Source organism: Pedococcus cremeus, from assembly GCF_900111375.1.
GTDB classification, from domain to species: Bacteria; Actinomycetota; Actinomycetes; order Actinomycetales; family Dermatophilaceae; genus Pedococcus_A; species Pedococcus_A cremeus.
The window spans coordinates 48,891-63,260 of the sequence record NZ_FOHB01000011.1; the positions used below are offsets into that span (position 1 = coordinate 48,891).

Annotated in this window: 11 protein-coding genes; all 11 read left to right on the forward strand. The window is 72.8% G+C overall.

From position 1 onward, the window contains the following. Positions 1 to 77 precede the first annotated feature (77 nt). The 11 genes from rsmH (at position 78) to BMW78_RS18390 (ending at position 14,175) form a co-directional block, all read left to right on the forward strand. A complete protein-coding gene (gene rsmH, locus BMW78_RS18340) occupies positions 78 to 1,058 on the forward strand; it encodes a 16S rRNA (cytosine(1402)-N(4))-methyltransferase RsmH (protein ID WP_091762700.1) in 981 nt (326 codons plus the stop codon). Beyond that, a complete protein-coding gene (ftsL, locus tag BMW78_RS18345; RefSeq protein ID WP_143056332.1) occupies positions 1,055 to 1,777 on the forward strand; it encodes a cell division protein FtsL in 723 nt (240 codons plus the stop codon). The genes rsmH and ftsL overlap by 4 nt, the downstream gene beginning before the upstream one ends. 145 nt (positions 1,778 to 1,922) lie before the next feature. Beyond that, the gene (locus BMW78_RS18350; RefSeq protein ID WP_245735971.1) at positions 1,923 to 4,043 is read left to right on the forward strand and encodes a peptidoglycan D,D-transpeptidase FtsI family protein; all 2,121 of its coding nucleotides are present in this window, start codon (positions 1,923 to 1,925) and stop codon (positions 4,041 to 4,043) included. Positions 4,044 to 4,069: 26 nt separating this feature from the next. Beyond that, positions 4,070 to 5,608 carry a UDP-N-acetylmuramoyl-L-alanyl-D-glutamate--2,6-diaminopimelate ligase gene (locus tag BMW78_RS18355; protein ID WP_091762704.1) on the forward strand — a complete coding sequence of 513 codons (1,539 nt, stop codon included), beginning with the start codon at positions 4,070 to 4,072 and terminating at the stop codon, positions 5,606 to 5,608. Next, positions 5,605 to 7,020: a UDP-N-acetylmuramoyl-tripeptide--D-alanyl-D-alanine ligase gene (locus BMW78_RS18360; protein ID WP_091762705.1), complete on the forward strand. Its 1,416-nt coding sequence runs from the start codon at positions 5,605 to 5,607 to the stop codon at positions 7,018 to 7,020. Before BMW78_RS18355 ends, BMW78_RS18360 begins: the two co-directional genes overlap by 4 nt. After that, complete coding sequence (gene mraY / locus BMW78_RS18365) at positions 7,017 to 8,099, forward strand: phospho-N-acetylmuramoyl-pentapeptide-transferase (RefSeq protein ID WP_091762707.1); 1,083 nt, start codon at positions 7,017 to 7,019, stop codon at positions 8,097 to 8,099. The genes BMW78_RS18360 and mraY overlap by 4 nt, the downstream gene beginning before the upstream one ends. Next, positions 8,096 to 9,598 carry a UDP-N-acetylmuramoyl-L-alanine--D-glutamate ligase gene (gene murD, locus BMW78_RS18370; RefSeq protein ID WP_245735972.1) on the forward strand — a complete coding sequence of 501 codons (1,503 nt, stop codon included), beginning with the start codon at positions 8,096 to 8,098 and terminating at the stop codon, positions 9,596 to 9,598. The genes mraY and murD overlap by 4 nt, the downstream gene beginning before the upstream one ends. Positions 9,599 to 9,600: 2 nt before the next feature. Beyond that, entirely contained in the window at positions 9,601 to 10,884 is a 1,284-nt protein-coding gene (gene ftsW, locus BMW78_RS18375) for a putative lipid II flippase FtsW (RefSeq protein WP_091762710.1), read from the forward strand. Further along, on the forward strand, positions 10,881 to 11,993 hold the full coding sequence (murG, locus tag BMW78_RS18380; RefSeq protein WP_091762711.1) for an undecaprenyldiphospho-muramoylpentapeptide beta-N-acetylglucosaminyltransferase: 1,113 nt from the start codon (positions 10,881 to 10,883) through the stop codon (positions 11,991 to 11,993). Before ftsW ends, murG begins: the two co-directional genes overlap by 4 nt. Further along, complete coding sequence (murC, locus tag BMW78_RS18385) at positions 11,990 to 13,426, forward strand: UDP-N-acetylmuramate--L-alanine ligase (protein ID WP_091762713.1); 1,437 nt, start codon at positions 11,990 to 11,992, stop codon at positions 13,424 to 13,426. The genes murG and murC overlap by 4 nt, the downstream gene beginning before the upstream one ends. After that, positions 13,423 to 14,175, forward strand: coding sequence for a cell division protein FtsQ/DivIB (locus BMW78_RS18390; RefSeq protein ID WP_091762715.1), 753 nt, complete (start codon positions 13,423 to 13,425; stop codon positions 14,173 to 14,175). The genes murC and BMW78_RS18390 overlap by 4 nt, the downstream gene beginning before the upstream one ends. Positions 14,176 to 14,370: the final 195 nt, after the last annotated feature.

A 14,370-nucleotide genomic window follows, 5' to 3' on the forward strand; every position in this document is an offset into this window, starting at 1 on the left:
CGCACGCGGCATACGACCCCCCACCCCCAGCCACCGCAGCACCGCACCCCAGCACCACCCACAGGAAGTAGACGCGCATGGACAGCCGAGGACGCGCCGAGGACCGGCACATCCCTGTGCTGCGCGACCGCATCCTCGACCTGCTGGAGCCCGCGCTCACCGAGCCGGGCTCGGTCTACGTCGACGGCACCCTCGGCATGGGAGGGCACGCGCAGGCGGTACTCGAGCGCTGCCCGAACGCGCGCGTCGTCGGCATCGACCGCGACCAGGAGGCGCTCGCGCTGGCGGGGGAGCGGCTGGCTGCGTGGGGTGACCGCGTCACGCTGGTGCACGCCGTCTACGACGAGGTCGCCACGGTGGTGGCCGACCTCGGCATCGACGGGGTGCAGGCCGCCCTGTTCGACCTCGGGGTCTCGTCGCTGCAGCTCGACGAGGCAGACCGCGGCTTCGCCTACAGCCAGGACGCGCCGCTCGACATGCGGATGGACCAGAGCCGGGGGCTGACCGCGGCCGACGTGCTCAACACCTACGAGGCGGCCGAGCTCGAGCGCATCCTGCGCGAGTACGGCGAGGAGCGGTTCGCCCGCAAGATCGCCGCGGCGGTGGTGCGCGAGCGGGCCGTCGAGCCGTTCACCACCTCCGGCCGCCTGGTCGAGCTGCTGAAGAAGGTCGTGCCGGCCGCCTCGCAGAAGAGCGGCGGGCACCCCGGCAAGCGCACCTTCCAGGCGCTGCGCATCGAGGTCAACGCGGAGCTGTCCGCCTGGGCGTCGGCGCTGCCCGCTGCCGTCGAGACGCTCGCGGTCGGCGGACGGGTCGCCGTGCTCAGCTACCACTCGCTCGAGGACCGCATCACCAAGCGCGTCTTCGCCGCCGGCGCCCGCAGCAGCGCTCCCGAGGGACTCCCCGTCGAGCTGCCGGAGCACCGGCCCTACCTGCGGCTGCTCACGCGCGGGGCCGAGGAGCCCAGCGCGGAGGAGAAGGCCGCCAACCCCAGATCTGCGTCGGCCCGGCTCCGGGTCGCCGAGAAGACACGCTCCACGAAGGGACAGCACCGATGAGCCAGATGACTGCGACGGCGAGGGTCGCATCACGGGCACCCCAGCGCCGTTCGACGGCACCACAGCCGCTCCGGGTCGTCCCCGGCAAGGCCGGACACCCGGGCAGCGCGATGTTCGCCGCCCTCTGCATGCTCCTGCTGGTCGGCGGCCTGATGGGCCTGCTCATGCTCAACACCACGATGGCCGAGGGCTCCTTCACCCTGCACAAGCTCCAGGCCACCTCGGGACAGCTGACCGACACCGAGGAGGCCCTCACCGCGGCCATCGACGCGCAGAAGGCGCCGGCCAACCTCGCCGCGCGCGCCTCGAAGCTGGGCATGGTGCCCGCCGACTCCGCAGCCTTCCTGCGGCTCAGCGACGGCGCCGTGCTCGGCGTGGCGAAGCCGGCGAAGAAGCAGGCCGGCTTTACCGTGGTGACGGCTCCCCAGGCGAAGGCCCACTCCCACAGCGGGACGTCGGCCACGCCGGCGAAGGGCGCCGCAGCCGGGCCGAGGACCACCGTGACACGCAAGGGGGACGTGACGACGACGACCATGGTGGTGACCAAGCCGGACGGCTCCGTCGTGACCACCCGCACCAGCGTCAACGCGCGCACGAGGAACACGACGAGCACCACCTCCACGACCCACCCCGCCCAGACCGCCCGTACGCCCGACCGTGGGCAGACCGGCCAGAAGAGGCAGAACGGCCGCACCCCGGCGGCGACGCCGTCGCGCTGACGGCCCCGGCCCACAGCAGCACCCCCGCACCAGCAGCACCCCCGCACCAGCAAGACTCCCGCCAGCAGCACCCCGCACCAGCAGCACCCCGCACCCGTAGCGACGCCAGCAGCAACCCCACCAGCATCGACCCAGAGGTATCGACGTGACGCAGCCCCGAGGCACCCGGCCGGGCCAGGCCGGCTCGGCGTCGAAGGGCGCGACGCGTCGGGCGGCACCGCGGCGCGAGGGCGCCCCGCACCCCAAGGCGGCCCCGAAGGCCGGGCAGGTCCGGCAGGTCGGCGGCCAGGGCGCGGCGGGCCAGCGGCGCGTGCCCCCGGTGAGCGCCCGGCAGGGCGCCGGCACCGGACGGCCGGCGCAGCGACCGACACGACCGGCCCGCCCCGAACGGGGCCCCGAGAACCGCGCCTCCGCGCCGCGGCACCCGGGTGGTCGCAAGCCGAAGTCCCTGCGACTCGGCACGGCCAACCCCCGCCGCCGGATGCGGGTCATGGTGTGGACGGTCCTGTTCGTCTTCAGCATCTTCGCCGCGCAGCTGCTGCGCCTGCAGGGGTTCGACGCCGCGGCGACCTCGGCCGACGCGCTGTCGTCGCGCACGGCCAAGGTGCCCATCCCCGCGATGCGCGGTCGCATCCTCGACTCGCAGGGCACCGTGCTCGCGTCGAGCATCGAGCGGCGCACGGTGACGGTGGACCAGACCGCGGTGGCGCAGTACAAGAAGAGCGTCAACGGCGTCTACCAGGTGGTGGGCGCGGCCGGCGCGGCCGCCGACCTCGCGCCCCTGGTCGGCATGTCGGCCGCCGAGCTGACTCCCGTCCTGACCGGCCACGCCCGCTACCGCGTGGTCGCCAAGAACATCACCCCGCTGAACTGGCGCAAGATCTCAGCCCTCGGGATCCCGGGCATCTACAGCGAGCCGACCCCCGACCGGAACTACCCGACCTCCACCGCCGCGGCCTCGCTCGTGGGCTTCCTGCGCTCCGACGGCAGCGCCGGCGCCGGTGTCGAGGTCATGCTCGACAAGTCGCTGTCCGGCAAGGACGGCCACACCGTCTACGAGCAGGCGCTCGACGGCCGGGTGATCCCCACCGGTCACCAGCAGACCACCCCGGCCGTGCCCGGGCGCGACGTCAAGCTCACCATCAACTCCGACCTCCAGTGGTTCGCGCAGAACGCGTTGGCGCAGAAGGTGATCCAGACCAACGCGCTGTCGGGCACCGTCGTGGTGCAGAACGTGAGGACGGGCGAGCTGCTGGCCGTCGCGTCGTACCCGACGTTCGACCCGAACCAGCCGGGGCAGAGCCAGGACAACTGGACCAACAAGGCGTTCAACGAGGTCTACGAGCCCGGCTCGACCGCCAAGGTCATGACCGCGTCAGCCGCCATCGAGGAGGGCGTCGTCTCGCCCTCGACCGTCGTGGAGGTGCCCAACCGGATCCGCCGCAACGGCACCGAGTTCAAGGACAGCCACGACCACCCGACCGAGTACCTCACGTTCGCCGGCGTGCTCGCCCAGTCGAGCAACATCGGCACGGTCCTCGCGGGCGAGCAGATGAAGGCGACCACGCTGCACGACTACTTCTACCGGTTCGGGCTCGGCCAGACCTCGGGCATGGGGTTCCCCGGCGAGGGCGAGGGGCTGCTCGAGCCGGTCAAGGACTGGGACGGCAGCCAGCGCTACACGATCATGTACGGCCAGGGTGTCTCGGTGAACGCGCTCCAGGCGACCGGCGTCTTCCAGACCATCGCCAATGGCGGGGTCCGGATCCCGCCCCGGCTCATCGCCGACGTGGGCGACGGCAAGGGCGGCTGGGTCAAGGCCGAGCCGGCCAAGCCGGTGCGGGTCGTGTCGGCGAAGACCGCGAAGACCGTCCGCGACATGCTCGAGGGCGTCGTCGGCAACGAGGGCACCGCGCCCGAGGCGAAGATCCCCGGCTACCGCGTGGCCGGCAAGACCGGCACCGCCGACCGCTACGACCCCAAGCAGGGCCGGTACTCCGGCAAGACCGCCAGCTTCATCGGCTTCGCCCCGGCCGACGACCCCCAGCTGGTCGTCTCGGTGACCCTCCAGAGGCCGATCAAGGGCTACTTCGGCGGCGTCGTGGCCGGCCCGGTGTTCCGTGACGTCATGACCTACGCCCTGCAGGAGCTCAAGATCCCGCCGACGAACACCAAGCCGCCCAAGGTCCGCATCAAGGAGGAGGAGACGCCCGCCAAGGACGACCCCACCGTGCTGCGCGACCGCAAGTCCGGCGGCGTCCGCTGACGGTGGGGCCGGTAGTCTCCTCCTTCGTGTCCACCCCCCGTCCTGCCGCCGTGCGCGCCACCCCGCTCGCGGCCGTGGCAGCCCTCGTGGGGGCGCCGGCCCCGGCCGGCGACGCCGTGGTCACGGGAGTCACCCTGAACTCGCGCGCGGTCACCACCGGCGACCTGTATGCCGCCCTCCCGGGCGCCAACGCGCACGGTGCCACCTTCGCAGGGGCGGCCGTGGAGGGCGGGGCCGTGGCGGTGCTGACCGACGCGGCCGGAGCGCACCTGCTCGACGAGGCCGGGCTCGACGTGCCCCGCGTCGTGGTCGAGGAGCCCCGGGCGGTGCTCGGCGCCGTCGCGTCGCGCGTCTATGGCACCGAGCACCAGCCGCTACGGACGTACGGCATCACCGGCACCAACGGCAAGACCACCACGGCATATCTCGTCAGCTCGGCCCTGCACGCCCTCGGGCAGACCACGGGCCTGATCGGCACCGTGGAGACCCGCATCGGCGACGAGCGGGTCAAGAGCGTGCGCACCACCCCGGAGGCCACCGACCTGCACGCACTGCTGGCGGTGATGGCCGAACGCCGCCTCGACGCCTGCGTCATGGAGGTCTCGAGCCACGCCCTCGACCTGCACCGGGTCGACGGCGTCGTCTACGACGTGGCCGTGTTCACCAACCTCTCGCAGGACCACCTCGACTTCCACGGCGGGATGCGCGAGTACTTCCTGGCCAAGGCCGCCCTCTTCACCCCGCAGCGGTCGCGTCAGGCCGTCGTCTGCGTCGACGACGAGTGGGGCCGCGAGCTGGCCGGCCTGGCCTCCGTGCCGGTCACGACGCTCACCTCGTGCGCCGACGTGCCGGCCGACTGGCGCCTGGTCGCCGACGAGCTCGACCCCGCGGCGTTCACGCTCTCCGACGGGAGCACCACGCTGCGGCTGCGCTCGGCCCTGCCCGGCGACTTCAACCGGGTCAACACCGCCCTGGCCGCCCTCGCCCTGCTGGTCTCCGGCCACGAGGCTGCGGAGGTGGAGCGCGCCTGCGCCGCCGACCCGGACGTGCCCGGCCGCATGGAACCCGTGGCGGTTCCCGGCGGTGAGCACCTGCCTCGCTGCGTGGTCGACTACGCCCACACGCCCGAGGCGGTGGCTGCGGCCCTGCGCGCGCTGCGGCCCACGACCACCGGGAAGCTCGCCGTCGTGATCGGTGCCGGGGGCGACCGCGACCGCGGCAAGCGGGCCGCCATGGGCCGGGCCGCTGCCGAGCACGCCGACCTCGTCTACGTCACCAACGACAACCCTCGCTCCGAGGACCCGGCCACCATCCGGGCGGCCGTCCTCCAGGGCGCGCGGGACGCCGCGACGACCGCCGAGCTCCACGACGTGGACCGTCGCTCCGTGGCCATCGCCCAGGCCGTGCAGGCCGCCCACCGCTCCGGTCCCGGTGCCACCGTCGCCGTCGTGGGCAAGGGCCACGAGACCGGCCAGGAGGTGGCCGGCACCATCTACCCGTTCGACGACCGTGAGGAAGTGCGCAAGGCCTTGCAGCAGCTCATCACCGGGGGAGCAGACGCATGATCCCTTTGACCCTGAAGGAGATCGCAGACCTGACCGGGGGACGGCTGCACGGGACCGACGAGGCCGGGGCTGCCGCTCTCGTCGTCGACGGCCCGGTGGTCACCGACTCGCGGGAGGCGGGGCCCGGTGGGCTCTACGTCGCCCGCGTGGGGGAGTCCATGGACGGCCACCAGTTCGTGGGTGACGCGCGTGCGGCGGGCGCCGTCGCGGCACTGACGACCCGCGAGGTCGAGGACCTGCCGTGCGTGGTCGTCGACGACGTGCAGGAGGCGTTCGCCGCCCTCGCGCGCGGCGTCATCGCCGCCCACGGCGAGCTCACCGTCATCGGCATCACCGGCTCCTCGGGCAAGACGAGCACCAAGGACCTGCTCGCCAGCGTGCTCTCCTCGGCCGCCCCCACCGTGGCGCCCGCCGGCTCGCTCAACAGCGAGGTCGGCGTGCCGCTGACGGTGTGCCGGGTCACCTCGCAGACCCGCTTCCTCGTCGTCGAGATGGGGGCCCGCGGCGTCGGGCACATCGAGTACCTCACCGGGATCGCCCGACCCCACATCGGCATCGTGCTCAACGTGGGCAGCGCGCACGTGGGCGAGTTCGGCTCGCGCGAGGCCATCGGCCGCGCCAAGTCCGAGCTCGTCGCGGCGCTCGAGCCGACCGGGCTGGCGGTGCTCAACGCCGACGACCCGATCGTCTCGGCCATGGCCGCGGCCACGCCGGCCCGGGTCGAGCTCGTCGGCACCGGCCCCGAGGCCGACCTGAGGGCCACCGACATCGCCCTCGACGAGGCCGGTCGCCCGTCGTTCACCGTCTCCGGGCGGGGCGTCGACGGCGACGTGCGGGTCACCCTCCCGCTGCACGGCGAGCACCACGTCGGCAACGCCCTGGCCGTCATCGCGACCGCCCTGGAGTGCGGCCTGCCCATCGACGCCGTCGCCGCATCCATGGCCACCGCCACCCCCGCCAGCCGCTGGCGGATGGAGGTCACCGAGCGCCCCGACGGGGTCACCGTCGTCAACGACGCCTACAACGCCAACCCCGAGTCCATGCGCGCGGCGCTGAAGGCGCTCGTCGCGATGGGCCACGGCCGCCGCACCTGGGCCGTGCTCGGCACCATGCTCGAGCTGGGCGACGAGTCCACCACCGAGCACGACGCGATCGGCCGGCTCGCCGTGCGGCTCAACATCTCGCGGCTCGTGGTCGTGGGGGAGACCGCCCGGCCCATGGCCACCGGGGCCCAGCACGAGGGCTCCTGGGGCGACGAGGCCACCTGGGTGCCGGACGCGGACGCGGCCTACGACCTGCTCGACCGAGAGCTCGCACCCGGCGACGTCGTGTTGCTCAAGTCCAGCCGTGACGCCGGGCTACGGTGGCTCGGAGACCGACTGGCCATGACCAAGGAAGGCAACCCGACGTGAAGGCTGTCCTCATCGCGGCCGTCGTCTCACTGGTCGCCGCCCTCTTCGGCACGCCGATGTTCATCAAGTTCCTGGTGCGTCGCGGCTACGGGCAGTTCATCCGCGACGACGGCCCGACGTCGCACCACACCAAGCGCGGCACGCCCACCATGGGTGGAGCGGTCATCATCGCCGGCTCCCTCCTGGCCTACGCCGTGGCCCACCTGGTCACCCTGACGCCGGTGACCATGAGCGGCCTGCTGGTGCTGTTCCTCATGGCCGGGCTGGGACTGGTCGGCTTCCTCGACGACTACATCAAGATCAGCAAGCAGCGCAGCCTCGGCCTCCGGTCGGGGGAGAAGCTCGCCGGGCAGACGCTCGTGGCGGTGCTGTTCGCTGTGCTGGCGCTGCAGTTCCCCAACGACAAGTCGCGGACCCCGGCGTCGACGCACATCTCCTTCGTGCGGGACACCAACCTCGACCTGGCGTTCGCCGGCACGATCGTGGGCCTGATCCTCTTCGTCATCTGGGCCAACCTCATGATCGCCGGCACGTCCAACGGTGTGAACCTCACCGACGGCCTCGACGGCCTCGCCACCGGCGCCTCGGTGATGGTGTTCGCGGCCTACGTGCTCATCGGCATCTGGCAGTTCAACCAGAACTGCCAGACCAACGCGGGCATCAAGTGCTACGAGGTGCGCGACGCCCACGACCTGGCGGTGGTGGCGGCCTGCGGCATGGGCGCCTGCTTCGGGTTCCTGTGGTGGAACGCCTCGCCTGCCAAGATCTTCATGGGCGACACCGGCTCGCTGGCCCTCGGCGGCGCGATGGCCGGGCTGGCCATCACCACCCGCACCGAGCTGCTCGTCGTCATCCTGGGCGGCCTGTTCGTCGCCATCACCCTGTCGGTGATCATCCAGGTCGGGTCGTTCAAGCTGACGGGCAAACGCGTCTTCCGGATGGCGCCCCTCCAGCACCACTTCGAGCTGGTGGGGTGGAACGAGGTCACCATCGTCATCCGGTTCTGGATCATCGCCGGGCTCTTCGTGGCCCTCGGCCTCGGGCTCTTCTACGCAGAGTGGGTTGTGGGAGCGACGTGAGCAGTGGACCCATCGGGGGACGACTGGACGGGCTGACCAGCGCCGGCGCCGACTGGAGCGGACTGCGCGTGCTCGTCGCCGGTGTGGGGCTGAGCGGCTTCGCGGCCGCCGACGCCCTGCACGAGCGCGGCGCCCGGGTCATCGCCGTCGACGGCGGCGACCCCGAGCGCAGCACCGCGCTGCGCGAGCGGGCCAACATCCTCGACATCCTGGGCGTCGACGTGCGGCTCGGCGCGGAGCACGTCGCGCACCTGCCGTACGAGACGCCCCTGGACCTCGTCGTCACGTCACCGGGCTGGCGCCCCGACCAGCCGCTCCTCGCCGAAGCCGCGCAGGCCGGCATACCGGTGTGGGGCGAGGTGGAGCTGGCCTGGCGGATGCGACCGGAGGTCGGCGCCGCGCCGTGGCTCACGGTCACCGGCACCAACGGCAAGACCACCACCGTCAACATGCTCGCCTCGATGCTGCGCGCGGCCGGCCTGCGCGCCACCAGTGCCGGCAACGTCGGCACTCCCATCCTCGAGGCGGTGCTGCACCCCGACCCCTACGACGTCATCGCGGTGGAGCTGTCGAGCTTCCAGCTGCACTGGTCGGACTCGCTCGCCCCGCACGCCTCGGCCTGCCTGAACGTGGCCCCCGACCACGTCGACTGGCACGGCTCGTTCGAGGAGTACACCCGGGCCAAGGGCAAGGTCTACGCCAACACCAAGGTGGCCTGCGTCTACAACGTGCAGGACCCGGTGACCGAGCAGCTGGTCATGGACGCCGACGTGCAGGAGGGATGCCGCGCGATCGGGTTCACCCTCGGCGTGCCCGGCCTGTCGATGGTCGGCGTCGTCGAGGACGTCCTCGCCGACCGGGCCTTCGTCGAGCAGCGCAGGACCTCGGCCGCCGAGCTCGCCACCCTCGAGGACGTGCGGGGCAGCCAGGCGACCCTGGCGCCGCACTACCTCGCCAACGCCCTCGCGGCCGCTGCGCTCGCCCGCGCCTACGGCGTGCCGCCGGTCGCGGTCCGTGACGGCCTGCGCGCCTTCACGCCCGACCCGCACCGCATCGCCGACGCCGGCACGGTCGACGGTGTGCGCTACGTCGACGACTCCAAGGCGACCAACCCACACGCCGCCGCCTCCTCGCTCAGCGCGTTCGAGCACGTGGTGTGGGTGGCCGGGGGTCTGCTCAAGGGCGCCGACGTCGACGACCTGGTCCGCGAGTCCGCGTCCCGGCTGCGCGGTGTGGTGCTGATCGGCAGGGACCGGGCCCAGATCGCCGAGGCGCTGGCCCGACACGCGCCGGATGTGCCGGTGGTCGACGTCCCCACCACGGACACTGGGGTCATGGACCTCGTCGTCGCGCACGCGGCCGACCTCGCCCAGCCGGGCGACGTCGTGCTGCTCGCGCCCGCGGCTGCCTCCATGGACATGTTCGAGAACTACGGCGCGCGCGGTGACGCCTTCGCCGAGGCCGTCGCCCGTCGGGCGGCTCGCGCCGAGGGGGAGTAGCCGTGAGCAGTGCCGCAGCCACCCCGGGGAAGGCGCGCCACACCGACTCGCGCCAGGCCGACTCCGGGCGCGTGGCCACGTGGCTCCAGCGCCTCGAGTCCCCGGTGACGACCTACTACGTATTGCTCAGCGTCACCGGCGTGCTCGTCGTCATCGGGCTGATCATGGTGCTCTCCGCGTCGTCCATCGTGTCCTACAAGGCGAGCGACTCGTCCTACACGATCGCGATGCGACAGGCCCAGTTCGCCGCCGTCGGTGCCGTGTTCATGGCCATCGCGTCACGGATCTCCGTGTCCCGGTGGAAGCTCCTCGCCGTGCCGGCCCTGCTCGCGGCGATGGTCCTCCAGCTGCTCGTCTTCACGCCGCTCGGCAAGAGCGTGAACGGCAACACGAACTGGATCGGCGTCGGCGGGATGACCCTGCAGCCGTCGGAGATCGGCAAGCTCGGCCTGGTGCTGTTCGGCGCGGCCGTGCTGACCCGCAAGCGCAAGCTGCTCGGCAGCGTCAAGCACGTGGTCGTCCCCTACCTCTTCCCGTTCGCCCTCGCTGCCATCGGCCTGGTCCTGCTCGGGCACGACCTCGGCACCGTCATCGTCATGTGCGCCATCGTCGGCGCGGTGCTCTTCACCGCGGGCGTCTCGTGGAAGCTGTTCGCCGTCGGTGTCGCCGGGTTCGCCGCCATGGCCGTGACGATGGTCTTCACCAGCGCCAACCGGCTCTCACGCTTCGACGTGTGGCTCGGTCGCGACACCGACCCCTTCGGCGCCGCCCGCCAGCCGCTGCACGGCCGCTATGCCCTCGCCGACGGCGGCTGGTGGGGCGTCGGGCTCGGTGCCAGCCGCGAGAAGTGGCAGTGGCTCTCCGAGCCGCACAACGACTTCATCTACGCCATCATCGGCGAGGAGCTCGGCCTGCCCGGCACCCTCGTGGTGCTCGGGCTCTTCGTTGCGCTGGCGCTGGTCTGCTACCGCATCGTCCTGCGCACCGACGACCTCTTCGTGCGCCTGGCGACCGGCGGCGTGATGGCGTGGATCGTCGTGCAGGCCATGGTCAACATCGGCGCGGTCATCGGCCTGCTGCCCGTCATCGGCGTCCCCCTGCCGCTGGTCTCCTCCGGCGGCTCGTCGCTCGTGACGACGATGATCGCCCTCGGCATGCTGCTCTCCTTCGCGCGCAGCGAACCCGGCTGCGCGGAGGCGCTCGCCGCGCGCCCCTCGGTGGTTCGCCGCTCGCTCGCCGTGCTGCCCACCCTGTCCGTCGGCCGTGCCCGGAAGGGGGACCGGTGACCGCTCTGCCCTCCTCGGTGCTGCTCGCTGGTGGGGGGTCGGCCGGCCACGTCTCGCCGCTGCTCGCCCTCGCCGACTGCCTGCGCCGGCGCAGGCCCGACCTGCGCGTGACCGCCCTCGGCACCGAGCAGGGCCTCGAGGCCAGGCTCGTCCCGGCCCGCGGCTACGACCTGCGCACCATCCCGAAGGTGCCGCTGCCGCGCCGCCCCTCCGGCGACCTGGCCCGACTCCCGGGCAACCTGCGGGCCGCCGTCGCGGCCGCCGGCCGCGCGATCGACGAGACCGGTGCCGAGGTGGTGGTGGGCTTCGGCGGCTACGTCTCCACGCCGGCATACCTCGCGGCGCGCAAGCGCGGTGTGCCCATCGTCATCCACGAGCAGAACGCGCGGGCCGGGCTCGCGAACCGCCTCGGGGCGCGCTTCACCCGTCACGTCGCGACGACGTTCGCGTCCACCGCCCTGCGCGGCGCCACCGTCATCGGCATGCCGCTGCGCCAGGAGGTCGCGCTGCTCGACCGCGACGCGCGCCGCGGCGAGGGACTCGAGCAGTTCGGCCTCGACCCGCAGTGGCCCACCCTGCTGGTCACCGGTGGCTCCCTCGGTGCCCAGCGGCTCAACCAGGCCTTCCAGGAGCGGGTCGACGCGCTGCGCTCCTCCGGCATCCAGGTGCTTCACCTGACCGGCATCGGCAAGGAGTTCGAGCCGGTGTCGGAGGTCAGCGGGCCGCCGTACGTCGTGGCCGCCTACGCCGACCACATGGAGCTGGCGTATGCCGCGGCCGACCTCGTCGTCGCCCGCGCCGGCGCCAACACGGTCTGTGAGCTGACCGCCGTCGGCCTGCCCGCGGTCTACGTCCCGCTGCCGATCGGCAACGGCGAGCAGCGGTTCAACGCGGCTGACGTCGTCTCCGCAGGGGGCGGCATCCTCGTCGCCGACGCCGACTTCACGCCCGCGTGGATCGACAGCCACCTCATCCCGCTGATGGGCGACGCCGAGCGGCTGTCGGCCATGGGAGAGGCGGCCGCGGGCGTGGGGGAGCGCGGCGCCGACGAGCTGCTCGCCGACATGGTGGCCGACGCGTACGCCGAGTCCGCGGGGAGCCGGCGGTGAACGGCACGAACGCGCGCTTCGACTTCCGCGCGCCGGTCCCGGCCCTCGACGACCTGGGCCGTGTGCACTTCATCGCCATCGGCGGCGCGGGCATGTCCGGGGTCGCCCGGGTCATGCTGGCCCGCGGCTGCACGGTGAGCGGCTCGGACGCCAAGGACTCACCGGTCATGGCCGCCCTGGCGGCCGAGGGGGCCGAGGTGCACGTCGGTCACGACCCCGCCCACCTCGACGGCGTCGACACGGTGGTCATCTCGTCGGCGATCCGCGAGACCAACGTCGAGCTGGCCACCGCGCGCGAGCGGGGCCTGCGGGTGCTCCACCGTTCGCAGGCCCTGGCGAGCACCATGGCGTCGTCGCGACGCGTCGCCATCGCCGGCGCCAACGGCAAGACCACCACGACGTCGATGCTCACCGTGGCCCTGCAGCACTGCGGGGCGGACCCGTCGTTCGCCGCCGGGGGAGAGCTGGCCAAGCACGGCACCAACGCCCACTGGGGCACCGGCGTCATCTTCGTCGCCGAGGCCGACGAGAGCGACGGCTCGTTCCTCGTCTACCGGCCCGAGGTCGCGGTGGTGACCAACGTCCAGCCGGACCACCTCGACTTCTACGGCACCTTCGACAACGTCAGGACGGCGTATGCCGAGTTCGCCGCCTCCGTGGTCGACGGCGGCCTCGTCGTGGCGTGCCACGACGACGCGGGCTCCCTCGCCCTCGCGGAGGCCGTCCGGGCGCAGGGGCGACGGGTGCTCACCTACGGGTTCTCGCCGGAGTCCGACCTGGTCCTCGGGGAGCCGCTGGGCCACGGCCTCATGGCGCGCACCGAGCTGAGGGACCCCGACGGACGGTCCTGGGACCTCCGGGTCAACATCCCCGGCCGCCACAACCTGCTCAACGCGGCGGCCGCCTTCGCGGCAGCCACGCAGGGCCTGGGGCAGGACCCCGCGCAGGTGCTGCAGGGCCTGTTCTCCTTCACCGGCACCCGCAGGCGCTTCGAGCCCAAGGGCACGGCCGCCGGCGTGAGCGTCGTCGACGACTACGCCCACAACCCCGGCAAGGTGGCCGCCGTCGTCGGCACGGCAGCCGAGCTGGTCGGTGACGGGCGCCTCGTCGTCGTCTTCCAGCCGCACCTCTACTCGCGGACCCGCGACTTCGCGACCGAGTTCGCCGCAGCCCTGGCGCCGGCCGACATCGTGCTGCTCATGGAGGTCTACGGTGCCCGCGAGGACCCCATCCCGGGAGTCTCCTCCGAGCTCATCGCCGACGCCCTGCTGGCCCTGCGGCCCGACGCCGACGTCGAGGTCGTCTCCTCGTGGTCGGCCGTGGCCGGTGAGGCGGCCCGGCGCGCCCGTGCCGGGGACCTCGTCATGACGGTGGGGGCCGGCGACGTCACCATGGTCGGCCCGGAGATCCTGCGGGCGCTGCGGGACGCATGAGCCGGCGCACGAGCACACTCCCGCCGCGGGGCCTCGCCTCCTCGCGCGAGCGGTTCCAGGTCCGGGCGGACCGGGTCCGGCGCCGCCCGTGGCGGCTGACCGCCTGGGTGGTGGCGGTCCTGGCCCTCGTCGCCGGGCTCGTCTGGCTCGTCGCCTTCAGCCCCGTGCTCGCGGTCCGCACGGTGGAGGTGGTGGGCGTGCCGGCCGACGAGGTGAGGCCGATCAGGTCGCTGGCCGCGGTGCCCCTGGGCACCCCGTTGGCCCGGGTCGACGACACCGCGGTGGCCGACCGGGTGCGCCAGCGGGCCACCCTGGCCGACGTCTCGATCGAGCGGTCCTGGCCGTCCACGCTGGTCATCCACGCCAGCCCCCGGGTGCCCGTCCTGGTGGCCAAGAACCCTCAAGGTCAACTTCACGTTGTGGATTCTCGGGGGGTGGCATATGCGCAGGTCAGGACCGCTCCCAAGGGGGTTCCGATGGTGCACACCGCCTCGAAGGCAGCCCTCTCCCGCGATGCCCTCATGGCGGCCGTCGACGTCGTTGAGGTGCTGCCGCCGGCCCTGCAGAAGGAGACGACCAACGTCACCGTCAGCGGCGCCAACCTGGTGACGATGCGGGTGCGCGGCACTACCGTCGTCTGGGGCGGAGTGGGCCAGCCGGAGAAGAAGCTCGGCGTCATGACGGCGCTGCTGAAGGGCAGGCCGAAGCTCATCGACGTGAGCGCGCCGGACACCCCCGTCACGCGGTGAGCCGAACCTCGCGCGGGCTCGAGCAGGACCTCCCGGGCCCTGCGTTGGGGACTGCATCCGGCATGCGTCCGGTACTGCGTCCGGCATGGTGGAGGACCTCGACGTAGAGTGACCGTTGAGGCTTCTGTGGCGCCTGTGACAGGCCTCGTCCAGCCCTGGTCGTCGCCGGGCAAAAAGTCGCTCAAGCAGTCTCGC